Annotated in this window: 24 protein-coding genes; 22 read left to right on the top strand and 2 right to left on the bottom strand. The window is 38.7% G+C overall.

All coding sequences use genetic code 11. The features are described from left to right. Positions 1 to 7: 7 nt before the first annotated feature. From A3223_RS05655 to A3223_RS05550, 22 genes are all read left to right on the top strand, one after another. Positions 8 to 2,134, top strand: coding sequence for an STT3 domain-containing protein (locus tag A3223_RS05655; RefSeq protein WP_084109495.1), 2,127 nt, complete (start codon positions 8 to 10; stop codon positions 2,132 to 2,134). Then, on the top strand, positions 2,134 to 3,651 hold the full coding sequence (locus tag A3223_RS05650) for an MATE family efflux transporter (protein ID WP_084109494.1): 1,518 nt from the start codon (positions 2,134 to 2,136) through the stop codon (positions 3,649 to 3,651). The genes A3223_RS05655 and A3223_RS05650 overlap by 1 nt, the downstream gene beginning before the upstream one ends. Further along, complete coding sequence (locus tag A3223_RS05645; RefSeq protein ID WP_084109493.1) at positions 3,652 to 4,413, top strand: glycosyltransferase family 25 protein; 762 nt, start codon at positions 3,652 to 3,654, stop codon at positions 4,411 to 4,413. Further along, positions 4,414 to 5,346, top strand: coding sequence for a glycosyltransferase family 2 protein (locus tag A3223_RS05640; protein ID WP_084109492.1), 933 nt, complete (start codon positions 4,414 to 4,416; stop codon positions 5,344 to 5,346). Beyond that, a complete protein-coding gene (locus A3223_RS05635; protein ID WP_084109491.1) occupies positions 5,343 to 6,401 on the top strand; it encodes a glycosyltransferase in 1,059 nt (352 codons plus the stop codon). The genes A3223_RS05640 and A3223_RS05635 overlap by 4 nt, the downstream gene beginning before the upstream one ends. Then, positions 6,398 to 7,441 carry a glycosyltransferase gene (locus A3223_RS05630; protein WP_084109490.1) on the top strand — a complete coding sequence of 348 codons (1,044 nt, stop codon included), beginning with the start codon at positions 6,398 to 6,400 and terminating at the stop codon, positions 7,439 to 7,441. The genes A3223_RS05635 and A3223_RS05630 overlap by 4 nt, the downstream gene beginning before the upstream one ends. Then, complete coding sequence (gene pglJ / locus A3223_RS05625) at positions 7,438 to 8,562, top strand: N-acetylgalactosamine-N,N'-diacetylbacillosaminyl-diphospho-undecaprenol 4-alpha-N-acetylgalactosaminyltransferase (protein WP_084109489.1); 1,125 nt, start codon at positions 7,438 to 7,440, stop codon at positions 8,560 to 8,562. The genes A3223_RS05630 and pglJ overlap by 4 nt, the downstream gene beginning before the upstream one ends. Then, positions 8,555 to 10,654, top strand: a complete 2,100-nt coding sequence (locus A3223_RS05620) for an STT3 domain-containing protein (RefSeq protein WP_084109488.1) — start codon at positions 8,555 to 8,557, stop codon at positions 10,652 to 10,654. Before pglJ ends, A3223_RS05620 begins: the two co-directional genes overlap by 8 nt. A gap of 2 nt (positions 10,655 to 10,656) precedes the next feature. Then, complete coding sequence (pglA, locus tag A3223_RS05615; RefSeq protein ID WP_084109487.1) at positions 10,657 to 11,772, top strand: N,N'-diacetylbacillosaminyl-diphospho-undecaprenol alpha-1,3-N-acetylgalactosaminyltransferase; 1,116 nt, start codon at positions 10,657 to 10,659, stop codon at positions 11,770 to 11,772. After that, positions 11,765 to 12,370 carry an undecaprenyl phosphate N,N'-diacetylbacillosamine 1-phosphate transferase gene (pglC, locus tag A3223_RS05610; protein WP_084109486.1) on the top strand — a complete coding sequence of 202 codons (606 nt, stop codon included), beginning with the start codon at positions 11,765 to 11,767 and terminating at the stop codon, positions 12,368 to 12,370. The genes pglA and pglC overlap by 8 nt, the downstream gene beginning before the upstream one ends. Next, positions 12,357 to 12,947 carry a UDP-N-acetylbacillosamine N-acetyltransferase gene (pglD, locus tag A3223_RS05605; RefSeq protein WP_084109485.1) on the top strand — a complete coding sequence of 197 codons (591 nt, stop codon included), beginning with the start codon at positions 12,357 to 12,359 and terminating at the stop codon, positions 12,945 to 12,947. The genes pglC and pglD overlap by 14 nt, the downstream gene beginning before the upstream one ends. A 48-nt stretch (positions 12,948 to 12,995) precedes the next feature. After that, positions 12,996 to 14,087, top strand: a complete 1,092-nt coding sequence (pglE, locus tag A3223_RS05600) for a UDP-N-acetylbacillosamine transaminase (RefSeq protein ID WP_084109484.1) — start codon at positions 12,996 to 12,998, stop codon at positions 14,085 to 14,087. Further along, entirely contained in the window at positions 14,087 to 15,868 is a 1,782-nt protein-coding gene (gene pglF / locus A3223_RS05595; protein ID WP_084109483.1) for a UDP-N-acetylglucosamine 4,6-dehydratase (configuration-retaining), read from the top strand. The genes pglE and pglF overlap by 1 nt, the downstream gene beginning before the upstream one ends. A gap of 2 nt (positions 15,869 to 15,870) precedes the next feature. Continuing rightward, the gene (locus tag A3223_RS05590; protein ID WP_084109482.1) at positions 15,871 to 16,767 is read left to right on the top strand and encodes a PDC sensor domain-containing protein; all 897 of its coding nucleotides are present in this window, start codon (positions 15,871 to 15,873) and stop codon (positions 16,765 to 16,767) included. Next, positions 16,764 to 17,375, top strand: coding sequence for an imidazole glycerol phosphate synthase subunit HisH (hisH, locus tag A3223_RS05585; RefSeq protein ID WP_084109481.1), 612 nt, complete (start codon positions 16,764 to 16,766; stop codon positions 17,373 to 17,375). The genes A3223_RS05590 and hisH overlap by 4 nt, the downstream gene beginning before the upstream one ends. Further along, positions 17,375 to 18,085: a 1-(5-phosphoribosyl)-5-[(5-phosphoribosylamino)methylideneamino]imidazole-4-carboxamide isomerase gene (gene hisA / locus A3223_RS05580; RefSeq protein ID WP_084109480.1), complete on the top strand. Its 711-nt coding sequence runs from the start codon at positions 17,375 to 17,377 to the stop codon at positions 18,083 to 18,085. The genes hisH and hisA overlap by 1 nt, the downstream gene beginning before the upstream one ends. Before the next feature lie 63 nt (positions 18,086 to 18,148). After that, positions 18,149 to 18,514: a chemotaxis response regulator CheY gene (locus tag A3223_RS05575; protein ID WP_002939933.1), complete on the top strand. Its 366-nt coding sequence runs from the start codon at positions 18,149 to 18,151 to the stop codon at positions 18,512 to 18,514. After that, the gene (locus tag A3223_RS05570; RefSeq protein WP_084109479.1) at positions 18,514 to 19,347 is read left to right on the top strand and encodes a 50S ribosomal protein L11 methyltransferase; all 834 of its coding nucleotides are present in this window, start codon (positions 18,514 to 18,516) and stop codon (positions 19,345 to 19,347) included. Before A3223_RS05575 ends, A3223_RS05570 begins: the two co-directional genes overlap by 1 nt. Further along, complete coding sequence (ftsH, locus tag A3223_RS05565) at positions 19,340 to 21,265, top strand: ATP-dependent zinc metalloprotease FtsH (protein WP_084109478.1); 1,926 nt, start codon at positions 19,340 to 19,342, stop codon at positions 21,263 to 21,265. Before A3223_RS05570 ends, ftsH begins: the two co-directional genes overlap by 8 nt. Positions 21,266 to 21,267: 2 nt before the next feature. Further along, the gene (locus A3223_RS05560) at positions 21,268 to 21,894 is read left to right on the top strand and encodes a phosphatidylserine decarboxylase (protein ID WP_084109477.1); all 627 of its coding nucleotides are present in this window, start codon (positions 21,268 to 21,270) and stop codon (positions 21,892 to 21,894) included. Continuing rightward, complete coding sequence (gene pssA / locus A3223_RS05555; protein WP_021091822.1) at positions 21,887 to 22,618, top strand: CDP-diacylglycerol--serine O-phosphatidyltransferase; 732 nt, start codon at positions 21,887 to 21,889, stop codon at positions 22,616 to 22,618. Before A3223_RS05560 ends, pssA begins: the two co-directional genes overlap by 8 nt. A 146-nt stretch (positions 22,619 to 22,764) precedes the next feature. Then, a complete protein-coding gene (locus A3223_RS05550; protein ID WP_084109476.1) occupies positions 22,765 to 24,279 on the top strand; it encodes a 2-isopropylmalate synthase in 1,515 nt (504 codons plus the stop codon). Positions 24,280 to 24,813: 534 nt separating this feature from the next. Here A3223_RS05550 and A3223_RS05545 read toward each other — a convergent pair. Continuing rightward, positions 24,814 to 25,461: a tRNA threonylcarbamoyladenosine dehydratase gene (locus tag A3223_RS05545; protein WP_084109475.1), complete on the bottom strand. Its 648-nt coding sequence runs from the start codon at positions 25,459 to 25,461 to the stop codon at positions 24,814 to 24,816. After that, a complete protein-coding gene (gene surE / locus A3223_RS05540; RefSeq protein WP_084109474.1) occupies positions 25,451 to 26,227 on the bottom strand; it encodes a 5'/3'-nucleotidase SurE in 777 nt (258 codons plus the stop codon). The genes A3223_RS05545 and surE overlap by 11 nt, the downstream gene beginning before the upstream one ends. Positions 26,228 to 26,239 lie beyond the last annotated feature (12 nt).

Here is a 26,239-nt window from a genome sequence, read left to right as displayed (position 1 = left end):
GAATTTAGTGCATAAAGTAAGCGTAAATTGTAAAATTTTACTTATATTTCTAGCTGCTTATCTGTTTGGGTTTGTAGCTAGGATGCTCTGGGTATTGTGGGCAAAGGATATGCCAGAGTTTTACTTTAATGGCGAATTTATGCTTACGACAAATGACGCATACTGCTACGCAGAAGGTGCTAGAGACATGCTGGCTGGCTTTCATCAGCAAAATGACTTTAGCCCATTTAATCACCCAATCTCAACTATAGTTTTTTATATTTGCAAAATTTTTCCTTTTAAGATCGAAAGCGTGATGTTTTACATGAGCATCTTTTTAGCTCCTCTTATCGCACTTCCAGTTATTTTGATATCAAATGAGCTTAAGGCTCTTAGGGTAGGAGCTGTGGCAGCGTTTGTGAGTGTTATCTTGCCAAGCTATCTTTCAAGGACATCGCCTGGATATTTTGATAGTGACATGTTAAATGTCACATTTGCACTTTTTATCATCTATTTTTTGATCAGGCTTTTAAACACAAATGAACAAAAATTTATCGTTTTGCCTGGAGTCTTTGTATCGCTTTATCTTTGGTGGTATCAAAGCTCATATGCACTTATTTTAAGTATTTTCTTTATGTTTTTACTATATACGCTAGTTTTTATGCGAGATAGATTGCAAAATTATCAAGCGATATTTTTTATGTTTATAAGCATCGTAAGCTCAAATGCTTTTACTAAAGATCCACTAATAGCAAATAAAATTTTGGTTTTAAATTTAGCAGTTATTGCTTTATTTTTCTCTCTTTTTTGCAAATATAAAAATTTACTCTCAGCTAGAAATTTAGCCATTTTTCTTACTTTAATGCTAGCTATTTTTATCTATTTTGGTGGTTTTGATTTCGTTACTTCAAAAATAGGTATTTATGTTTTTAAAGGCAATGAAATTCTTAGCGATAAATTTCACTTTATAAATGAGCATAATTTCATCAGCGAAGTAAAAAGTGCCAGTCCTTTGTATTTTATATATTTCATGTCGGGAAATATTCTTATACTACTGGCGGCTATTATTGGTTACTTGCTACTTTGCTTTAAATTTCGTCCATTTTTGCTTACATTACCAATGCTTGGACTTGGACTCCTCTCTTTCTTTAGTGGAGTTAGATTTGTTATGTACGTAACACCACTTGTTGCGCTTGGTTTTGGGTATTTTTTGCATTTTTTTTTAAATTTATTTGATCTTAGAAATTCCATTAAAAATTTGTCATTTTTAGTTTTTGCCGTAGCCGCTCTTGCTATAAATTTAGATTTTGCTTATTCATATAAGCCAAACACTGTGATTAGCCGTGATGAAGCAGTGGTGCTTGATGAACTTAAAAAGCTCACAAAGCGTGATGATTATGTATTTTCATGGTGGGATTATGGGTATGCTATAAGGTATTTTGCTGATGTTATGACTTTAAACGATCCTGGTAGGCAAGGTGGCGAAAATAATTATTTTGTTGGCCTTGCTTTGGGAAAAGATGAGGCATTTTCGGCTAGACTTGCAAGAGTGGCAGTTACGTATAATGACATCTCGCTTGAGCAAAATATAAGGCCAATAGATAAAATTTTAAAAGACTACAACACAAGCGATATAAATACTTTTTTAAGCCAGCTTAAAAGTGAAAATTTTAATCCACCGCTGGCAAAGAAGGCGGTTTATTACTATCTTGTGCCAAATATGATTGACATCGCGCCAAATATCTTTAGATATAGCTATATCGACGTCACAACTGGTAAAAGGCAAAAAGAGGATTTTTATCATGTTAGTGCATTAAATGGCATTAGCGAAGCTGGTATCGACCTCGGAGACGGCTATACTTTGCCTACAAATGAGCAAAAATTTATCATGCATAACGGCGAGAAAATAGCCGTAAAATCATTTTATAAGGTAAAAGGTGCTGGAAGAGATTTAAGAATAGATGAAAAAATCATAGATGAAAACGCCAAAATTTATGTGGTTTTTTTAGAAGACTATGCGCGGATATTGTTGCTTGATGAAAATGCTTTTAACTCATCTTTTGTGCAGCTTTTTATATTTGAACGAGTTGATGAGCGATACTTTGAGCCATTTGTTATCTCAAGTGGCGTAAAAATTTACAGGTTAAAAATCTAATGCTAATCAATTTAATAAGCTCGATCGTCGTTTTTGTCGTATCAATGGGTATAAATTTCTTTCTTACGCCATTTATCTTAAAAAGCCTTGGCAACGAGGCATTTGGCTTTGTGGGCCTTAGCAACGCCATCGTTAGCTACGCAGCGGTTGTAAGTGTAGCCATAAACTCGGTCAGTGGGCGCTTTGTTGCTCATGCGTGGCACAAAAAAGATCTAAACCTTGCAAACACCTACTACTCATCAGTGCTTGTTGTAAATATCTTCTTTTGCGCCGTTGTTGTGATGCTAAGCTCCATTTTCATACTAAATTTGCAAAGCTTTTTAAATGTCCCTGAAAATTTACTATTTGATGTGAGAATGACTCTTCTTTTTTACTTTATAAATTTCTGCGTTGGGCTATTTAACGGCGTTTTGACGGTCTGTGCTTTTGTGACAAACAAGCTTTACCTACTTTCCATCAGAAATGCCATCTCAAGCGCGATCCTGGCGATCCTCATCGTGGCGCTCTTTTTCTTTTTTAAGCCATTCATTTCATACATCGCCATTTCAGCGCTAGTTGCTAGCCTTTTTGTCTTTTTTAGCACCATTTTTATGTCAGCTCGCATCACACCGGAGCTAAAATTTAGCCTTAGTAAATTTGACTTTTCTAAGATAAAAGAGCTTTTAAGCTCTGGCATTTGGAACAGCTTTAATGCGCTAAATCGCATACTTTTAACGGGCATGGATCTTTTTATCTGCAACATTTTCGTAAATGCGAACGCCACAGGACTTCTTTCTGTCGCCAAGGCCGCTCCTATCATACTTGAGAGTTTTGTAGCGCAGCTTAGCGGTATCTTTGCGCCAAAATTTGTCGAGCTTTACTCTAAAAATTTGATCACGGACCTCATAAAAGAGGCTAAATTTTCAATGAAAGTGATCGCCTTTGTGATGAGCGCTCCGGCTGCATTTTTCGTCGTTTTTGGGCTTGATTTTTACACGCTTTGGCTACCTTTTAAAAGCGCAGATGAGGTTAAATTTATCTATAGCATCTCGATGATCACGCTTGTGCCTATCGTATTTATAAGCTTTGTTTTTTCGCTTTTTAACCTTGATAGCGCGACAAACAAGCTTCGCCGACCAGCCATTGCTAACACTATCCTTGGCGTTAGCACGATCATAGCACAGATCGCACTGCTTAAATTTAGTAACTACGGCGTTTATGGCATCGTCATCGTCGCAGCCATTTTTTATAGCATAAGAATTCTTGGCTTTGACCTTATAAATGCCGCTTTAAATTTAGAGGTAAAGCTCACTACGTTTTATGGGGTTTATTTTAAAAATTTAGCCGTTTTTGTGCTCTGCGTGCTTGCGATGTTTGCCTGCAAGGACTTTGTGAGCCTAAATAACTGGCTAAAATTTGCTATCTTTGCTGCGATATACGCCGGCGCAGCTTATGTTTTGGGATATTTTTTGTTTTTTAATGCCTTCGAGCGAGGCATAGTCTGGCGTAAAATTTTAAAAAAATTTAAAAGGTCTTAAATGAATGAAATTTATTTGATCTCTTTGGCAAAAGATACCAACAGGCGCGAGCTTTTGCAGCAGAAATTTAGCTCTTATGATAGCTTTAAGCTAATAGATGCAATAGACGGCAGGGAGCTAAACGCGAGGGAGTATTACAAGATCATTTCGCCATCATTTAAAGCTTACGGCAAGGTTTTAAGCCCAGCAGAGGTAGGCTGTTCGCTCTCGCATGTGAAAGCCTACGAGGCATTTTTGGCAAGTGAGGCTAAATTTGCCCTCATCTTTGAAGATGACGTAATCGGAGATGACCAGGACATAAAAGAGGCCTTTTTAGCAGCTAGCAAGATGCCTGAAAATAGCGTACTGATATGCGGCATGCAAGATGGGCTAGAAGGTAGGTTTAGCGCCTTTGGCAAAAAGGTGGATACTAGCCTAAGTAAGCCTCTTTGGCAGGTTTCAAAGCACTCATTTTCAAGCATTTATAGAGCAGGGGCTTACGTGCTAACTAAAAAAAGTGCTAAAAATTTGCTTGAAATTCATAAACGTGCGCTTTGCACGACCGATGTTTGGGACTATTTGCTAGGCGTTAATGATATGCAGATGTATTTTTGTGATCTTTTTGCGCATCCGACTGATCTAAGTGGCTCAAACATCGAGGGCGAGCGCCTTGAGAGAGGATACAGCGCAAATTTAAAGGCCTATATCAAGACAATTAAATTTATACTTTTCTCACGACTTGAGAAGCTTCAAGGCTATGAGAGAATTTTTAAAAGGGGCTAAATGAGCGAGCCATTAATCAGCATCGTAACCGCAACTTACAAGCGTCCAGAGCTTTTAAAAAAGGCCATAAAAAGCGCTCTAGCTCAAAGCTATAAAAATTTAGAAATAGTTGTAACCGATGACGGCGATGACGAGAGTGCGAGTGAAATTTGCAAGAGTTTTAACGATGCTAGGATCAAATTTGTAAAAAATAGCACTCACAAAAAGAGCCCAAATGGCAACAAAAATAACGGCTTTGACAACGCAACAGGCGAGTTTGTCTGCTTGCTTGACGATGACGATGAGCTTTTGACAGATGCTATAAAAGAGTGCTATGAAATTTTAAAAAGCGGCGAATATTCATGTGTTTTTGCAGACGCGATCTGTGAAAAAGATGGCGTTATGACTGAGGTGATGGCTGGTAGAAGCCCGTATAACAAGAGTGGGGCGATGAGCAAGGTTGATTATCACTGCGGGCGGATAAATGGCGAGTATTTTAAACTTTTTTCGCGTGAATTTATAGATGATTTTAGGTTTGATGAGAGCAGTTTTGGCGGCGAAAATGAGCTTTATATCCGCTTTTTTGAAAAAAATGTCTTTTATCTTAAAAAGCCACTTTACATCTACCGCATCGCAAGAAGCGATAGTGCGACACTAAATGCCAGCAAACACGCGTTAAACGTGGCAAACGCCTACATAAAAACTGCAAATTTGCACTACGACATCGCTATAAAAAATGAGCCAAAATTTCTAGCTATGCAGTATAAAAATGCCGCTTACTACGCCAAAATCGCTGGCGAATATGGGCTGATGCTAAGGTGTATCTTTAAAAGTCTTGGCATTAAATTTAGCAAAGAGGCGTTTGTTTTCTTGCTACTTTGCCCACTTCCAAGTGGCATTTTACCGGCACTTTCAAAGCTTAGAGTAAAGATCAAGCAAAGGTTTGGCGTATGAAGATATTATTTGTCACATCAACGCTTAGAAGTGGCGGTGCGGAGCGAGTTTGCGCGGTGATCGCGTCAAGATTTAGTGTGGACCACGATGTAAGTCTTGTTAAATTTGACAAGGACGAGCCATTTTACGAGCTAGCAAGTGGTGTGAAGCTCATAAATTTAGGCGTTGGGGCTGATGAGCTTGGCTTTGTTGGAAATTTAAAAAAGAGAGTTTTAAAGGTGCTTGCCTTAAGAGAGCTCATAAAAGATGGCAAATTTGACGCTGTGATATCATTTTTAGACGCCGTAAATACCTTGGTGCTCTTTAGCTCAGCTGGGCTAAAAACGCCTATAATCATAAGCGAGCACACAAACTATCTTGCGCCAAAAAGAGCCATTTTTAAGGTGCTAAGACGCATAAGCTATCCATTTGCAAACGCACTTAGCGTCTTAAGCGACGAGGATCTAGACTACTACTCTAAATTTTGCAAAAATGTGATGAAAATTTACAACCCACTCTTTGAAGAGGTGCGCAGTGAGAGCTTTGCTAAAGAAAATTTAATCATCTTTGTTGGCAGGCTAAATAAGATAAAAAACTGCGAAATGTTTGTAAGAGTGGCTGCAAACTTAAAGCAAAGCGGCTATAAATTCGCTGTCGCTGGAGATGGCGGCGAGAGAGCAAATTTAGAAAATTTAGCTAAAAGTTTGGGCGCTGATGTAGAGTTTTTAGGCAATGTAAGCGACATCGCCTCGCTTTATAAAAGAGCAAAGGTGCTGCTCTCTTGCTCAAATTTCGAGGGTCTTGGAAATACCTTGATAGAGGCGATAAACTACGACTGTGTGCGGGTTGCTACAAAAACTAGCGGGGCAAAAGAGCTTATAAAAGATGGCTTTGATGGCTTGCTTTGCGAGATAAATGACACTGATCAGATGAGCGAAAAGCTTGCAAATTTGCTGCAAGATGAGGCAAAAATGGGCGAATTTGTCAAAAACGCAAGAGCTAGACTTGATGAGTTTAGCGTGGAGCAAATTTATAAAAAATGGCTGGAGCTTTTAAAGCTTGGAGGTGTGAAGTGAAAATTCTTTTTGTCATCGCCGCACTTAGAAATGGTGGGGCTGAACGTGTGCTAAACGTGCTTGCAAACGAGCTTTGCAAAGACAATGAGATCACTATCGCTCTTCTTGAAGAGGACCTTGGGCTTTATAAATTTAGTGAAAAAATAAATATCATAAACCTTAGCGTCACTGGCTCAGGACTCGCTTTAAAATTTAAAAAAATCCTCGCTCTTAGAGCGTTTTTTAAAGAGCAAAGGGCTGATCTGATAATGAGCTTTATCGACTGGACAAACGTCGCTTGTGTGCTGGCAAATGCTGGGCTAAAGAGCAAACTAATAGCAACCGAGCATCACGAGCACAGCTACTTAAAAAGCAAAATCGCAAGTACTATGCGTGATATTAGCTACCGTTTTGTAGATGGCTTAAGCGTGCTAAGTAAAAGCGACTACGACTACTATAAATTTGCCAAAAACCGCGAGGTCATCCACAACCCACTTTTTATCGACGTGCCTGAAATTTGCGAGAAGCAAAATGTCATCTTAAGCGTGGCTAGGCTGGAGGAGGTAAAAGGCTATGATATCTATTTTGAGGCGCTTAGCAAGGTGGATAAGAGCTTGCTTGATGGCTGGAAGATAAAGATCGCAGGCAGTGGCAGGCAAGAGGCCGAACTGAAGCAAATGGCGTCAAATTTAGGGCTTAACGTCAAATTTCTAGGCCACATGAATGACGTCACAAAGCTTTACAACGAGGCAAAAATTTTTACTCTTAGCTCACGAAGCGAGGGGCTTTCAAATGTGTTAATAGAATCAGGCGCTTTTGGTTGCGCTAGGCTAAGTAGCGACACTGTGGGCGCAAGAGAGCTTATAAGTGACGGCACAGACGGGCTTATCTTTAAAAATGGCGACGCAAATGATCTAAAAGAGAAGCTTGAGATGCTTTTAAAAGATGAAAATTTAAGGCAAAAACTAGCAAAAAACGCCAGTGAAAGTGCAAATTTATTTAGCAAAGAAAATATCATCAAACAGTGGCGAGAATTTATAAAAAAGGTTGTTAGCAAGTGAAAAAATTAGCCGTTTTTTTATATTCGATGGGGCCTGGTGGGGCTGAGCGAAATGTGGCAAATTTACTGCCATTTTTGGTTAAACGCTATGAAGTTCATCTCATCCTAATGAGCAAGGTCATCGCCTACGAGATCCCAAGCGAGGTGCAAATCCACTTTATAGAAAATAGCGATCCTTATGAGAGCGGGCTAAAGAAGCTTGCAAGGCTCTTTTTGGCGATGCCAATGCTTGCCTTTAAGTATAAAAAGCTTTGTCAAAATTTAGGCATAGACACGCAGTTTGTGCTGATGAACCGCCCTTGTTATATTGCTGGGCTTGCTAGAATTTTAGGGCTAAAGGCTAGGCTGGTTATTAGCGAGCGAAGCTGTCCGTCGATCTTATATAAAGACGATCTAAGCGGCAGGGTTAATAAATTTTTACTCACTCATCTTTATAAAAAAGCAGATCTCATTCTTGCTAATGCAGTTGGTAACAAAGAGGATCTAGTGCGAAATTTTGGCATGAGTGAGGACAAAACAAAGGTGCTTTATAACGCCCTTGATCTAAAAACCATAAATTTGCTAAAAGATGAGCCGCTAGAGAGTGATTTTAGGCCATTTTTCATAAATATCGGCCGCCTTGATAGCGGTAAAAATCAAGCCATGCTAATAAAAATAATTGCCTCCATTAATGACCCTCGCGCTACGCTTGGCATTTTAGGGAAAGGGCCTTTAAAGGACGAGTTGCAAAATTTAATCGACAAGCTTGGCGTTGCTGGGCGAGTAAAGCTTCTTGGCACTGATAAAAATCCTTTTAGGCATATAAAAAACTCCTCTTGTTTACTTTGTGCTTCGCGTTTTGAGGGCTTTTCAAATGTCTTGCTTGAAGCACTAGCATGTGAAAAAACTATTGTCTCGACAGAGCATAAGAGTGGCGCAAAGGAGCTTTTAGGCGAGAGTGAGTTTGGCATTTTGGTACCAGTTGATGACGAAAATGCGATGAAAGAGGCGATGATAAAGGTGCTTAACATGCCTAGAATAAGTCAAAATTTTGAAAAGGTTGCGTATAATCGGGCTAAATTTTTTGATAGTGAAAATATAGCGAGCGAGCTTATAAATTTTTTGGAAAATCCTAATGAATAGAAATTTATTTTTTAAAAATTACTCTTTATACTTGATGATATTTGTCGCAGTTCTTTTTGGCATGGTTTGTAGGCTCTACTGGGTCTTTTGGGCGAGTGAATATCCGGTATTTTTCTGGAACAACGAGCTAATGATCAGCACAAACGACGGCTACGCATTTGCCGAGGGAGCAAGGGACATGCTAGCTGGCTTTCACCAAGAAAACGACCTTAGCTACTACGGCTATCCGCTCTCGACGCTTACTTACTGGATTGTGAAATTTCTAGGTGTCAAGCTTGAGACAGCGATGATTTATATGAGCGTATTTTTCTCATCGCTTGTGGCTGTGCCAGTTATCCTGATCGCAAATGAGTATAAGCTAAAATTTGCTGGCTTCATCGCTACACTTCTTGCGGTGGTCGCAAATAGCTACTACAACCGCACTATGGCAGGCTACTACGATACTGATATGCTCATCATCCCACTTAGCGTCTTTGTCGTCTGGGGACTTGTTAGGGTGCTTGAAAAAAAGGACGCAAAGAGCCTAATAATCGCACCCTTAAGCGTGCTTATTTATATGTGGTGGTATGCGAGCGCGTTTTCGCTTATTAGCATTTTAACTGGGCTATTTTTACTTTACACGCTCATTTTTGATAGGAAAAATCCACTTTTTTACCTTGAAATTTCACTGCTTTTACTTGCCATTTCAAACCTTGATCTATCACTTAAATTTGGTGTGATATTTGCATTTTATGCACTTTGCCTCTTTAAAAAAGAGGTGATAAATTTAAAAATTGCTTTTGGCATTTTGGCAGTTGTTTTTATTGTTTTTGTAATTCGTGGCGGACTAAATCCGATTATTTTTCAGCTTAAATTTTACGTCTTTAGAGATGCGCCTGAAGTTGGAGGCATGAGCTTTCACTTTTTTAATGTCAATCAAACCATCCAAGAGTCAAGCATCGTTGATTTTACGCTATTTTGTGAGAGGATCAGCGCAAATGTCATCACATTTTTGATCTCACTTGCTGGTGTTACTCTTTTTTGCTTTAAATACCGCTCATTTGCCGTCTCGCTTGGCATGCTAGCTCTTGGCTTTTTAGCCTTTAAAAGTGGCCTTAGATTTACTATTTATGCTGTGCCTATTATGGCGCTTGGCTTTGGCTATTTGGTGGAGTTTATACTTTCAAATTTAAAGCTAAAAGGAGCGGTGCTAAATCTTGCGAGAGCCTTTATAACAGTGCTCGCTCTTACTCCAGCGCTCATTCATATCTATGGTTACAAAGCTGAGCCAGTTTTTGTGCACAAAGAGGTTGAAATTTTAAATAAGCTAAAAGGTATCGCAGGACGCGAGGACTACGTGGTTGCGTGGTGGGACTATGGATATCCGATTAGATATTACAGCGATGTTAAGACGCTCATTGACGGTGGAAAGCACCTTGGACGCGAAAATTTTGCCGTGAGTTTTGCGCTTGGAAGCGATGAGGTGAGCTCAGCAAATATGGCAAGGCTTGATGTTGAGTACACAGAGAGAAATTTTAAAGAGAGATTTAACGGCAATTTGGCTCAAATTCTAAAAGAGAGAAACGCAAGCATTGATCAGTTTTTTAGTGATATAAAAGAGGCAAATTTTAGCCTGCCAGCAAAGACAAGGGAAATTTATTACTATCTTCCAGATAGGATGCTTGGTATTTTTCCGACAATTTTGCAATTTAGCAAGATCGATCTAAAAAGCGGTAAAAATTTAAACAACGGCCTTTTTATCGTCACAAGAGCGATCTCTCAAAATGAAAATGGCATTAGACTAAATGGTGGATTTACGCTCACAAGTGATGTCACAAATTTAATCTATGATGGCAATATCTTGCCTCTTAAATCTTTCATAGAGACTGATTATAACGAGGCTGGCAAGCTAAATGTCAAAGAGTATAAAAATAACGAACTTTCAAATATTTCTGTCATTTTTATGAGAGATTATGGTAGGTTTATCATCCTTGATGAAAGTATTTTAAATAGCGCATACATCCAGCTTTTTGTGCTTGAAAGGTACGATCCAAAAATTTTTGAGCCAGTCATACTTGATGGGGCGGCAAAAATTTATAGGCTAAAGAGGTAGAGATGGCAAGGATAGGGTTTTTAAGCCATGCTGATATGAGCATACACTTTTTTAGACGGCCTATTATGCAAGCCTTAAAAGATATGGGGCATGAGGTTTTTGCTATCGCTCCAAAAGGAAATTTTACTGATGAGCTTGCTAAAAGCTTTCACTCTGTCACTTACGAGCTTGACAAGGCGAGCCTAAATCCACTAACTGTGATAAATAACTCTAAAAAACTATCTCAAATTTTAGGCGAGTTAAATTTAGACCTGCTGCAAACTGGCGCTCATAAGTCAAATGTATTTGGCACGTTTGCTGCCAAAAACGCTGGTATAAAGCATGTGATAAATTTAGTTGAAGGCCTTGGTAGCTTTTATATAGATGATGATATTAAGACAAAGGCTGTGCGTTTTGTCATGGAGAGTCTTTATAAATTTTCCTTTGCAAAGGCTGATGTTTGCGTATTTGTAAACGACTCTGACGCTGATTATATGATTTCAAAAAATTTGATAGATAAAAGTAAAGTTTACCGCATAAAAAGTGTCGGCGTAGATACTGCTAAATTTGACCCAGCCATAACGCAAGCAGCGGACCTTGGTGAAAAAAAGGTGATTTTAATGATCGCAAGAGCCATGTGGCACAAGGGCGTTCGAGAATTTTACGAGGCAGCTGAAATTTTAAATGGCTACAAAAACTGCGAATTTGTCTTTGTGGGCGAGGGCTTTGCTGGTAATAAATCAACCGCAGATGAAAGCTTTTTAAAAGGTGGCAAAGTACGTTATCTTGGCGCTAGAAACGACATACCACAGCTTTTAAAGGCTTCTTATTTGCTAGCACTTCCTAGCTATAAAGAGGGCTTTCCAAGAACGGTTTTAGAGGCGATGAGCATGGCTAAAGCAGTCGTTGCAAGTGACGTGACAGGCTGCAATGAAGCTGTAAGAGACGGCTACAACGGACTTTTATGCAAGGTAAAAGACGCAAATGATCTTGCTGGAAAGATAAAAATTTTGCTTGACGATGAGGCGCTTTGCGCTAGACTTGGGCAAAATGGCAGGGACTGGGCGGTTAGTGAGTTTGACGAGAAGCAAATCGCAAAAAGATATATAGAAATTTATAGGAAATTTACAGATGTATAGAAATTTTTTAAAGAGGGTGATTGATATTTTGGGGGCTTTGTTTTTACTCATTTTAACGTCGCCTATCATTATAGCAACGGCGATTTTTATCTATTTTAAGGTAAGTCGTGATGTCATTTTTACGCAGGCAAGACCAGGTCTTAATGAGAAAATTTTTAAAATTTATAAATTTAAGACGATGAGCGATGAGCGTGACGCAAATGGCGAGCTCTTGCCAGATGAGCAGCGTCTTGGTAGATTTGGCAAACTTATCCGCTCGCTTAGCCTTGATGAGTTGCCACAGCTCTTTAATGTGCTAAAAGGCGATATGAGCTTCATCGGACCAAGGCCGCTTTTAGTTGAGTATCTGCCCATCTATAACGAAACACAAAAGCACCGCCATGACGTACGTCCAGGTATCACAGGGCTAGCGCAGGTAAATGGCAGAAACGCCATAAGCTGGGAGAAAAAATTTGAGTACGACGTCTATTACGCTAAAAATTTAAGCTTTATGCTTGATGTAAAGATCGCTTTAATGACCATCGAAAAGGTACTAAAACGAAGTGGCGTCAGCAAAGAGGGGCAGGCGACGACGGAGAAATTTAATGGTAAAAACTAAGAAAATTTACATCTACGGAGCAAGCGGTCACGGTCTTGTGGTCGCTGACATCGCTAGAGATAATGGCTATGATGAGATAGTTTTTTTAGATGATGCTAGCGAGCGTAAATTTAGCCCAGAGCTTGAAAAAGCTGACATCATAATAGCCATTGGCGAAAACAAAACTAGGCAAAAGGTCAGCCAAAAGGTAGAGGCTGCTGGCTTTGAGATAGTAAATTTGATCCATAAAAGTGCGGTTGTGAGCGAAAGTGCTGCGATAGAAAAAGGCGTAGTTGTCATGCCAAATGCCGTGATAAACGCAAAAGCTCACATAAAAGAGGGTGCTATCATAAATTCTGGTGCAGTCATAGAGCATGAGTGCGTGATAGGTAAATTTGCTCACATCAGCCCAAATGTAGCTCTTGCTGGAAACGTTAGCGTGGGCGAATTTACGCATGTAGGAATTGGCTCAAGCATTATTCAAGGTATAAGCATCGGCAGCAACTGCATCATCGGCGCTGGAAGTGTGGTCGTTAGAGGTATAAAGGACGGCACAAAGGCTTACGGCGTGCCAGCATGCGAGCACGCTAAGATATAAATTTAAAAATAAGTGCTAAAATCGCCAAAAAATCACGAAAGGGATGAAATGGATAGGGTTTTTTTATCTCCACCAAATATGAGCGGAAAAGAGCAAGAATATATAAAAAAAGTTTTTGAAAGCAACTATATAGCGCCACTTGGTGAATATGTAAATAAATTTGAAGAAAGTATAAAAAACTACACTGGAGCAAAAGACGCACTAGCACTAAGCGCTGGAACCGCGGCACTTCATCTAGCACTTCGCGTCCTTGGCGTAAAAGAGGGCGACTTTGTGCTGGCTTCTAGCTTTACTTTCATGGCTTCAGTCTCGCCTATACTTTATGAAAAAGCAACTCCAGTATTCATAGACTGCGACGAGAGCTGGAATTTAAGCCCAGAACTACTTAAAAAAGCGATCTCAAATTTACCTAAAAAGCCAAAGGTATTAGTCGTTACTCATCTTTACGGACAAGCTTCAAAGATGAAAGAAATTTGTGAAATTTGCCAAAATGAGGGCATCGCTTTGGTTGAAGATGCAGCTGAAGCACTCGGCGGATTTTACGGCGGTAAGGCGCTTGGCACATTTGGCGTGATGGGCGCATATAGTTTTAATGGCAATAAAATAATCACCACTTCAGGTGGTGGTATGCTGGTTGGTGATAAGGAATTTGTAGAAAAAGCTAGGTTTTACAGCACTCAAGCAAGAGAGCCACTGCTTCACTACGAGCACAAAGACTATGGCTACAACTACCGCTTAAGCAACGTACTAGGTGCTATTGGCGTGGCTCAGATGGAAGTTTTGGAAAAAAGAGTCGAGCAAAAGAGAAAAGTGTTTGAAATTTATGAAAAAGAGCTTGGCGGTGTTTTAGAATTTATGCCAGAGCTAGCAAATTCTCGTGGCAATAGATGGCTAACAACTGGCGTTTTTGCCAAAAAAGATGCACATTTAAAAGTTATCAAAGCACTAGCTGATGAGAACATCGAGAGTCGTCCACTTTGGAAGCCTATGCATTTACAGCCTGTCTTTAAGGGTGCGTTAAGCTTTATCGATGGATATAGCGAAGATCTATTTTCAAGAGGAATTTGCTTGCCAAGTGGCAGCGATATGAGCGAACAGACACAAGAAAGAGTGATAAAAATAGTCAAGGAAAATGCGTAATGTTTCATGCAACAAAGTTAAAAAGGCTCGTATTTTTCCTTCTTGGCGATGTTTTTATATTTGTTTTTTCGATATATGCGGCTTATCTTTTAAGATTTAACGCTGACATCCCAGATATCTACGTGCAAGGGCTTTTTGTAACGGCTGGATTTTTGATCGTATTTAAGCTATTTTTTATGTGGATGTTTAAAATTTACAAGGTACCGTGGAGGTTTTTTGGATTAAACGAAGCAAGAAAAATTTTCCTAGCTCACGTTTGCTCAGCGGTTTTATTTACGATCATTTTTTTTATCATTCAAGATTTTTTAAATCCATATCCAAGAAGCGTTATTTTCATTGATCTTCTTATTTCATGCTTACTTGTTGGGCTTTTAAGAATTTCAAAACGCATGGTGCTTGACTTTTCAAACAAACCTCACAAAGGTGAGCCTTGTATCGTTATAGGCGCAACGTCAAAAGCGCTTCACGTCTTGCGTGGCTTAAAGCAGGGCTATCTTGACTACTACGCAGTTGGCGTGGTAGATGGCAGAAGTGACCTTGTTGGCACATATTGTGATGGATTTTTAGTACAAGATAAAAAAGATATACCAAGCCTTATAAAAGACTACGACGCAAAGACCGCTATCATCGCGCTTGCACTTGATCAAGATGAGCTTCAAGCTCTAGTTGATGAGCTAAGTGGATATGGTATAAGAGATATGAAGCTCTTCTCTCTTATCGAAAATGAGCCGATCAAGGATATCTCGATCGAAGACTTGCTAGCTAGAAAGCCAAAAGATTTAAACCCAGAGGCTATTTCAAATTTTTTAAAAGATAAAAGAGTGCTTGTCACTGGAGCTGGCGGCAGTATAGGAAGTGAAATTTGTAAGCAGTGCTTGAAATTTGGTGTAAGTGAGCTTATAATGGTCGAGCATAGCGAATTTAACCTTTATAAAATAGGCGAAGATACAAAAGATAAAAGAACTATTAGCAAGCTTGTAAATATCACAAATTTAAAGGACTTTGAAGAAGTTTTTGCTGACTTTAAACCTGAGATCGTCATCCATGCAGCAGCCTACAAGCATGTGCCACTTTGCGAGCTAAATCCTCGCTCGGCTGTCGAAAACAACATCCTTGGCACAAAAAATGCTGTCGATCTTTCTAAAAAATATGGTGTTAAAAAATTTGTCATGATCTCATCAGACAAGGCTGTGCGTCCAACAAACATAATGGGTACAACTAAGCGTGTTTGTGAGCTTTATGCACTAAATTCAAACGAAGCAGGTGTATGTGAGATAGTTTGCGTGCGCTTTGGTAACGTCCTTGGCTCAAGCGGATCTGTCATACCTAAATTTAAAGCGCAGATCGCTGCAAATAGGCCACTAAGCGTCACGCACCCAGAGATTACAAGATATTTTATGCTTACATCGGAAGCTTGTCAGCTAGTCCTTCAAGCGGCCTCTATCGCAAAAGGTGGCGAGCTTTTCGTGCTTGATATGGGCGAGCCTGTTAAGATCGTTGATCTTGCTAAAAAGATGCTTCTGCTTTCAAACAAAGAGCATCTGGGTATAGAATTTGTAGGTCTTAGACCAGGCGAGAAGCTTTATGAAGAGCTGCTTATCAACAAAGATGACGTTCAAACTAAGTATGAATCGATCTTTGTGACGCATTCAGAGCCTTACGATTTAGCGCTTTTAAACTCGCAGATAAGTGAGCTTTTACAGCTTGAGGATAATGAGATCGCACCTGCGCTTAAAAAGATCGTTCCTGAGTTCAATCACGCATTAAATTTAAAAGGTTAAATTTGGTTATTAAAGATATTAAGAGATTTAGTGACACGAGATATAAGGCAAGGGCGTATATTTGTTATTTATTTAGTAGAAATTTGCCAAATAGACTGCCCGGAGTTTGTTTAGAGAACATAAAAGCTGGCTTTGATAAGATCAGCCACGAGATAGAAAATTTTGACGCACTATACATCTTAGATGAAAATGGCGTGCAGATCGAAGACTCTATCAGCCTAAATGAGAAGTATAAAATTCCAAAAGGCGAAAACCGCGCAAATAAAGCCTACTACTACACTGCAGTGCGTGAGAAAAGATGCGTTTTAAGCGATCCATATCCATCAAGCCTAAATGGAGGTTTATGCGTCACAGCAAGCGTGCCTATCTATAATGAAAAAAATGAGCTTAAATTTATCGCTTGTATTGACATTAGCTTAGAAAATATCCTAAAAATGGTCGATGGTGGCTTTGTTGAGGAGCATTTTGGTAGATTTTTAAAGACTGTTTACACACTATTTTGTGCCTCACTTTTTATGATCTGTGCGTTTTTGTTTTGGCACGGTGTGAAGAGCTTTATATCAAAGAGTATCCAGCATATAAATGTTGAAGAAATTTTTGAATCAACTATTATCTTAACGCTCGCTCTTGCCATTTTTGACCTTGTGAAGACAATATTTGAAGAGGAAGTTTTAGGAAAAAATCACGATGAAAATAGTGTTATTTATAAAACCATGGTTAGATTTATTGGCTCAATTATCATCGCACTTGCGATCGAAGCGCTTATGCTAGTCTTTAAATTTGCTATTACTGCACCTGAAAATATCATAAACGCTATCTATCTAATAGGCGGCGTGGCGATGCTAATGGCGGCACTTAGCTTTTATCTTTTTAGCGTAAAAAGGCAAGAGAACAGATGATTGCTATTATTGATTATGGTGCGGGCAATATCAAAAGCGTGATAAATGCTTTTGATTTTCTTGACAAAAAATGTGCCTTAGTAAGTAAGCCTGAAAATTTAAAGGAGTATTCGCACATTGTTTTGCCAGGCGTTGGAGCTTTTGGTGAGGCGATGACAAAGCTAAAAAGTAATGGTATGGATGAAGCCGTAAAAGAAGCCGTAAAAAGCGGTAAAGCATTTATTGGTATTTGTCTTGGCATGCAGCTTTTATTTGAAAAAGGTTTTGAATTTGGCGAACATGCTGGGCTTGGACTGATAGCTGGCGAGGTCGTAAAATTTAATGAAACTAATTTCGATAAGCCATTAAAAATACCTCACATTGGCTGGAATGCTTTGGAATTTAAGCAAAATAGTTCATTAAATTTAGGACTAAAAGAGCTTGAGTATTTATATTTTGTACATAGCTATCATGTGGTTTGTGATGATAAATTTGCACTGGCAAAGACGACTTATGGATATGAATTTACAAGTGCGGTTTGGCATGAGAATATCTTTGGCTTTCAGCCTCATCCAGAAAAAAGTCATGAAGCTGGACTTAAAATTTTAGAGAATTTTGCGAGGTTATGATGGAAATTTTTCCAGCAATTGATTTAAAAGAGGGGCAAGCAGTTAGACTTAGCAAAGGTCTTATGCAAAGTGCAAAAATTTATAGCAACGAGCCAAGTGAACTTGCTAAGAAATTTGAAGATTATGGCGCAAAATGGCTTCATGTGGTTGATTTGGATGGTGCATTTGCTGGAGAGATGATAAATTTTAAAACAATTGAAAAGATTACAAAGGCTACAAATTTAAGCGTCCAAGTGGGTGGTGGCATAAGAGATGAAGAGCGAATAAAACGCTATTTAGATCTTGGAGTTAGCAGGGTGATCCTTGGCTCAGTTGCCCTTCATGATCCAGAATTTACAGAAAAAATGGCTAAAATTTATAGAGTTGTAGTCGGCATTGACGCAAAAGATGGCTACGTGGCCGTGCAAGGTTGGGGCGAGATCTCAAATATAAAAGCAATTGATCTTGCAAGAAAATTTGCAGATGTTGGCGTGGAAGCTGTGATTTGTACCGATATTAACAAGGATGGAATGCTTGGCGGAGTTAATGTTGAGTTTAGCTTGCAAATAGCTAGAAATAGCAAGCTTGAGACAATAGCAAGTGGTGGCGTGAGTGATATAAATGATATTTTGATGCTAAAAGCCACAAATGAGATTAGTGGCGTAATAGTTGGAAAAGCCTACTATGAAGGGTTACTTGACCTAAAAGAGGCCTTTAAACTACTTAGATAGCGTTAAAGCTTTTATAAATTTAAATTAGCTAGAATAGGGCAATTTTTACTAAAAGGATATTATGTGAAGATTTTGGTTGTAGATGACAGTTCAACAATGAGAAGAATCATAAAAAATACTTTACAAAGGTTAGGACATCAAGAAATTCTTGAGGCTGAGCACGGTCTTGAGGCCTGGAATATCTTAACTCAAAATGAAGGTATCGAAGTTCTTATTACTGACTGGAACATGCCTGAGATGAACGGTCTTGAGCTTGTTAAAAAGGTAAGAGCTGAGCAAAAGTATGTTGATATGCCTATCATAATGGTAACAACAGAAGGCGGAAAAGCCGAAGTTATAACAGCTTTAAAAGCAGGTGTTAATAACTATATCGTTAAACCTTTTACGCCACAAGTTTTAAAAGAGAAGCTTGAAGACGTTCTTGGTTAATGAAAGATAAATTCTACGAATTAAGCATAAAAACATCAAATTTTTATGATGAAATTTTAGAGCTAGTTTTCTCTTTTGGGGTCACCTGTGTTGAAGAGCTAGATCACGAGATCATCATCAGGGAAGAGTATGATCTAAAAGATATAGCTTGGGGTATCGAAGAGTATGCAAAAGGGCTCTCTAGTGTTCGTAAAATTTCAAATGATTTAAAAATTTCTCTTAATTTAAAAGAAAATAAAGACTGGCTAGGTGAATATAAAAAGGCAGTTAAGCCTATTTTGGTTGATAAAATTTATGTTAGACCTAGCTGGGAAGAGCCACTTAATGGCGTAACAAATATCATAATCGACCCAGCTCTAGCCTTTGGTTCAGGGCACCATGAAAGTACAAATTCTTGCTTACAACTTTTACAAAAATATGCAAAAAGTGGCAATACTACTTTAGACGTGGGTTGCGGAAGTGGAATTTTAAGTATTGCCCTGGCAAAGCTTGGCTGCAAGGTCGATGCTTGTGATACAGACGAGCAAGCCACGCAAAGCTCACTTAGCAACGCCGAATTGAATGAGGTTAAATTTAATAAAATTTGGACAGGCTCTATCGCAAATTTAGAGCAAAAATATGACATTGTTGTAGCAAATATTATCGCTGATGTCATTTTTATGCTCTCAAATGACTTAAAAAAATTACTTAAAAAAGGCGGCTACTTGGTATTGTCAGGAATTTTAAACAAATACGAAGATAGGATTAAAGATACATTTAAGGATTTGGAGCTAATTGAGATAAAACAAAGTAACGATTGGAGTAGCTTTGTTTATAAGGAAATAGATGAATAACCAAAATAATAACCAAAACAATGGCAACAATAACGGTTTTTTTAATAAAAATCCTATTTTCATTTTTGCCATTTTTGCAATAGTTATAGTTTTAGCTTTTAGAAGCTTTAGTGGAGACGGACTTGGTGGCTCTTTTGGGCTAAATAGTAATGCTCAGAGTAAAATGGTAGCTTATTCTGAGTTTAAAGATATGTTAAAAAATAAGCAACTAAATGAAGTTGCGATATCTGAAACCACGATAAAAGGCGTTGGTAATGACAAAACCATCTACCTCGCAAAGCGCATAAATGATCCAACGCTCATTGGCATACTTGAGCAAAATGGCATAACTTACAGCGTTTATAGCGAAAATAACTGGTTTGGAGATCTTATATTTTCATGGATAATCCCAGTATTTATATTTTTTGCCATTTGGATGTTTATTGCTAGTCGTATGCAAAAGAACATTGGCGGCGGCATACTTGGCATAGGAAGTGCAAAAAAACTTATAAATTCTGAAAAACCAAAAGTTAAATTTGACGATGTTGCAGGTGTCGAAGAGGCAAAAGAAGAGGTTCAAGAGATAGTTGATTATCTAAAAAGTCCTGATAAATACCTAAGACTTGGGGCAAAAATTCCAAAAGGAATTTTACTAGTTGGCCCTCCAGGTACAGGTAAAACACTTCTTGCAAGAGCAGTTGCAGGCGAGGCAAGTGTGCCATTTTTCTCTATGTCAGCATCAAGCTTTATTGAGATGTTTGTCGGCGTTGGTGCAAGTAGAGTTAGAGATCTTTTTGAGAATGCTAAAAAAGAAGCCCCGGCAATCGTTTTTATAGATGAGATCGATGCGATCGGTAAGAGCAGAAATTCTGGTCCGATGGGCGGCAATGACGAGAGAGAACAGACGCTAAATCAGCTTCTTTCTGAGATGGATGGCTTTGATGCGGATAAGTCGCCAGTCATCGTTATAGCAGCTACAAACAGACCTGAAGTTTTGGATGCTGCGCTTTTGAGGCCAGGTAGATTTGACAGGCAAGTGCTTGTTGATAAGCCTGATTTTAAAGGACGCTGCGACATTTTAAAAGTTCACATGAAAGATGTAAAGATCGGCAAAGATGTAAATATCGAAGATATCGCAAGGCTTACTACTGGTTTAGCAGGTGCTGATCTTGAAAATATCATAAATGAGGCTGCACTTCTTGCAGGACGTAAGTCAAAGACCTTTGTTGAGCAGGCTGATCTTGTGGAGGCCGTTGAGAGATCGATCGCTGGACTTGAGAAAAAGTCTCGCCGCGTAAATCCAAAAGAAAAAAGAATCGTCACTTATCATGAGTGCGGTCACGCCTTGATAGCTGAACTAACAAAAGGTGCAAAAAGGGTAACAAAAGTCTCAGTCGTGCCACGTGGTCTTGCGGCACTTGGCTATACTCTAAATACGCCTGAAGAGAATAAATTTATGATGCAAAAGCATGAATTGATAGCAGAAGTAGATGTGCTTTTGGCTGGTAGGGCTGCTGAAGAGGTGTTTATTAAAGAAATTTCAACCGGAGCTAGTAACGACCTAGAGCGTGCAACTGATATCATAAAAGCTATGGTTAGTATGTATGGTATGAGTGATGTTGCTGGTCTTATGGTGCTTGAAAAGCAACGTGCTACGTTTTTAAATGGCGGTCAAAGCATCAAAGATTACAGTGATAAGATGGCTGAAAAGGTTGATGAGTTTGTAAAAACACTTCTTCATGAAAGATATACAGCTGTGCTTGGTCTTCTTGAAATTTATAAAGGCGCTATTGAAAATATGGTATCAGCACTTTATGAAGAAGAAACAATCGAAGGAAAAAGAGTTAGAGAGATCATTAAAAACTATGAGATCGAAAATGATCTAGAGAGCAGACTCGTAGAGATAGAAGAAGACGAAAAGAGTAAAAAAGAGGAATAAAAATGAGTGGCTATATCGCGAAAGCAGGATATAAATTTATATTATTTTTTCTAATTTTATTTGTTTTATCTTTGCTGTTTGGGATCTTGCCACTACTTTTTGCTATTTTACTTTTTTTGGGGCTTTATTTTTTTAGAGACCCTGAGAGAGAGCCATTTTCTGATGATAAATTGGCTTTACTATCGCCAATTGATGGCAAGATAAAAGAGATCAGTGCTTCAAATTTTGACAATAATGAAGTAGCTAAGATCGTCATAAAAAAATCTTTTTTTGATGTTGGTACATTAAGGGCTGTAAGTGATGTAAAAGTAGCTGAAATACGCAAAAGACATGGCTTATTTTTGTGTCAAGCTATGAAAATTTCAGAATTTTTAAATGAAAGAGCGATTATTCACTTTGAAAAAGAGAATATAAAATTTGTTATGAAAATTATAGCTGGAGCTTTTAGTCGAAGTTTGGAAATTTCAAATGTTACTAGCCTTAAAGCATCTAGAAAATTTGGCTTTTTAGGAAGTGGTGAGGTGATTTTATACCTACCAAGAGATACTAAGATATGTGTAAGTGTCGGAGAAAGCGTAAAGGCTGCTTCACTTTTGGGATATTTTGAAGAGGGAAAAAGAGATGAATAACATACAAAAGATGCAACTAATGTATATCTTGCCAAATTTATTTACAGCAGCTAGTGCTTTTTTGGGTGTTATTAGCATTATTTCATCTATTCAAGGTAACTATTTTAAAGCCATTATTTATATAATCTTATCGCTTATTTTAGATGGACTTGATGGGCGTGTGGCTAGACTTACAAAGACAACTAGTAAATTTGGGGTAGAGTTTGATAGCCTTGCAGATCTTGTTGCTTTTGGTGTAGCACCAGCGATTTTATTTTATTTGACTATTGGTAAAAATTTTGGCAGATTTGGAGCACTTATAGCTGCTATGTTTGTGGTTTTTGGAGCTATCAGGCTTGCTCGTTTTAATGTCACTACTGGTACATATGAGCCAAATGTTTTTATCGGACTTCCTATACCATCAGCAGCTATCGTGAGCGTGCTTTGGGTTGGTATTTATATCGACTATACTTTTTTAGAAGGATTTGAGTGGTGCTTGATGCTACTTGAAGCTACTTTGGCAGCTTTAATGGTTAGTAACATTCGCTATCCAAGCTTTAAAAAAATAAATTTAAAACAAACTCATGTGATAAGAATTTTAGTAGCTCTTGTAGTTGCGTTTTCGATGCTTTATCTATATCCATTTGAAAGTGCGACTTTGGTTATGAGCATCTATATGCTTTATGGTATAGTAAGAGCCACTATAATGTTTAGTAAAAATTCCAAAAAAAAGGAGAGCGAATGAGCGAAAATGGCGTCATAAAATCACGTAAATTTTTACCAAAAATCGAAATCAAAAACTCTCTACTGCTGCTACTTAGGTAGCAAATTTTTCTTTACTTAACTCATCAAATTTAAAATTTAAATATAAAAAACAAAAAAAGGACAAAAATGGATAAGAATAAAATTATAATCTTTGATACGACTTTAAGAGATGGTGAGCAAAGCCCTGGTGCATCGATGAATACAGCCGAAAAACTACAGATCGCACTTCAGCTTGAAAGGCTTGGCGTGGATGTTATGGAGGCTGGATTTGCAGCAGCAAGCCCAGGGGATTTTGATGCGGTAAACCAAATAGCAAAGCAAGCCTCAAATATCACGGTTTGCTCTCTTGCACGCGCAGTTGAGCGTGATATTAAGGCAGCTGGCGAGGCATTGGCTCCAGCTAAAAATAAGAGAATTCATACATTTATAGCGACAAGTCCAATTCATATGGAGTACAAGCTAAAAATGAGCCCAGATGAAGTAATAAAACGTGCAGTCGAGTCTATAAAATACGCAAAAACCTTTTGCGATGATGTGGAGTTTAGCTGCGAGGACGCTTGTAGAAGTGAAATGAGCTTTTTAAAAGAAATTTGTGATGCTGCCATAAATGCGGGTGCAAAAACTTTAAATATCCCTGATACAGTTGGTTATTTATATCCTGAAGAGATAACTGCTCGCATTAGTGAAATAGTAAAATTTGTAGGCGATAGAGCGATAATATCTGTGCATAATCACAATGACTTAGGTATGGCTACGGCAAACTCGTTAGCGGCTATAAAAGCTGGTGCAAGGCAGGTTGAAGGTACGATAAATGGTATAGGTGAGCGTGCTGGAAATGCTGCGCTTGAAGAGATCGTGATGGCTATCAAAACCCGCCAAGACGTCTTTGCTCCATTTTATACAGGCATTATCTCAAAAGAAATTTATCCAACTTCAAGACTGATTGCTAGTATTATAGGCATTGAGCCTCAACCAAACAAAGCTATCGTTGGTAAAAACGCCTTTGCGCACGAGAGTGGCATACATCAAGACGGCGTGTTAAAGCACAAAGAGACCTATGAGATAATTAGCGCTGAGAGCATAGGTCTTGAGAAAAATTCTCTTGTTTTAGGTAAGCATAGCGGTCGCCATGCGTTTAAAGATAAGCTTGCTAGCCTTGGATTTGACCTTGATAGCGATGCTCTTAATAAGGCATTTGAAAAATTTAAAGAGCTAGCTGATAAGAAAAAAGAGATATTTGATGATGATATCAGAGCTCTTGTGGCTGAAGAGATTACAAAAATTCCACAAGCTTATGAGATCACGGCTCTTCTTCAAAGTAGTGGCGGAAGCCTTGCAAGTGCCTCAATTAGTATAAAACACAATGATGAGATCATCAGTGACTCAGCTCTAGGAAATGGCACAGCAGATGCGATATTTAAGGTTGTTGATCGCATTAGTGGCATTAGTGGCACGCTAAAAGACTATAAAGTAGCGTCCGTTTCTCAAGGTAAGGATGCACTTGCAAAGGTTGATGTAAAGGTCGAGTTTGAGGGCAAAACGGCTGTAATAGGCCATGGACTTGACATAGATACTATGATGGCAAGTGCAAAAGCCTATGTTGGCGCACTAAATAGCTACCTTCGCATACATAAAAACTAAAATTTTAGCTGGCTGCTAAATTTGCAGCTGGCTATTTTAAATTTAATCCAAAAAATATATAAATTTTTAAAATTTAAAGTCCTTATTTAAAAAATAGAATTTTACTATCTTTGCAAATTTTAAAATCTTACTCACTCACCTTAGCAACTTACTAATTTTAGGGCTCATAAATATTCGCCACTAAATTTAGAAGCGTGATATGCCCGCTCGTAAATTTTTAAAATTTGATAAGGTTTAGACCGCATGCAGTGTAAAGCACTAGTGTATGCCTCTTGAATGTGCGAGGGATTTGGGGGATTTCTTAAAAAAAGGAGGGGGACAAGGGGATGGACTTCGCGTCTACCACGCAGTTGCGAGCCTGAGAAGTAAAATTAAGTCCCCTTGCCTCCATTTTGAATAAAAAATTGCAAATTTAATCAAGCCATTTTGTAAATTTTAAAACATTACACTCGCCATAGCAGACTACTAAATTTATAGCCACAAAATACCAGCTTTAATTTAAAATTTTGCTCAGAGAACAAATTTTTTGACTTACTACCCAACTATCTTTTTAACAGCTAGTGAGGCTAAATTTAGCCCAAAGCAAGCAGTCACACCCATGAAGCTTCCAAGTGGCTTGCAAAGTGGCTCTTCTGTTGAAAAGACCACGTCAAATTTACCGCTAAAGCCTGATTTTTTGAGCTCATATCTATATTTTCTAGCTAGTGGATCGACCGAGGTTTTCCAAACGCAGGCCACCTTTATCTTGGTTGGATCAACCCTTTTTGCCCCACCCATCGAGGCTATAAATTTGCTAGGATCCACCGCATTTGCAAGGGCGATCTTGGCGGTGATATCATCGATCGCGTCGATCACCACGTCAAATTTACTAAAGTCAAATCCAGCGACAAACTCAGGCGTGATCAGCGTCTGCATAGGCGTGATGCAAGGATAAATTTTGGCAAACTCCTCCACCTTTACGCCGCCTACATTTTCGCTGTAAATTTGGCGGTTTTGATTTGTCACATCAAAGATGTCTTTATCGATCAGCGTGATGCTTCCGACCCCGCTTCTAGCAAGCGCATCCACGCACATCCCACCAACGCCTCCAGCTCCGCAAACTAGCACTTTTGCGCTTTGAAGCTTGCTAAAACCATCCTCACCAAAGAGCCATCTTATCCTTGTAAATCTATCATTTTGCATCAAATTTTCCCTTTAGACCCTCCAAGCTCTCGTATGAAGTCATGTTTAGTTTTATGGGCGTTATCGTGGCAAAGCCCTCATTTACCTTGCTGATGTCGCTTGGCTCGCCTTTTTCATATTCAAGTGCGGCGTTTCCAAGCCAGTAGTACTCGATGCCTCTTGGGTTGCGATTAAGCGTGGCATGCGTGGCGTAGGTGCGTCTGCCAGCTGGCACTACGGAGTAGCCTTTGAAATTTTTGCTAGTTACAGCCGGGATATTTACATTTAGAAATTCTCTTTGATTTAGTAAAATTTCACCCTCTAGCACCTTTGGTACGATAAATTTCACGACCTCTTTTGCTAGCTCAAAGCCAAGTTCATTTAGTGAGTTATTCGCATAAAACTGCGAAAAAGCAATACTTCTAATGCCCTGCAAAACCCCCTCCATTGCCGCTCCACACGTACCAGAGTAGGTTATATCTTCGCCCAAATTTGCTCCGTGATTTATACCACTTATCACTAGGTCTGGCTTTTTGTTATAAAGTGCGTGAAGTGCGAGATAGACGCAGTCGCTAGGCGTAGCGTCGTCAAGTTTAAAAAAGTTATCATCAAGTTTTATAAATCTAAGTGGCCTTGTGAGAGTTAGTGAGTGAGCGCAGGCTGACTTTTCTGAGCTTGGAGCTACGATCGTGACATTTACGCCATCTAGCTCGCTTAAAGCTTCTTTTAAAGCAAGCAAACCAGCCGCTTCAAATCCATCGTCATTTGTTATCAAAATTTCTTTCAAATTTTATCCTTT

Source organism: Campylobacter concisus, from assembly GCF_002092855.1.
Taxonomy (GTDB): domain Bacteria; phylum Campylobacterota; class Campylobacteria; order Campylobacterales; family Campylobacteraceae; genus Campylobacter_A; species Campylobacter_A concisus_AI.
Note: the sequence above shows the minus strand (reverse complement) of the source record. Positions and strands in the feature narration are given on the sequence as shown.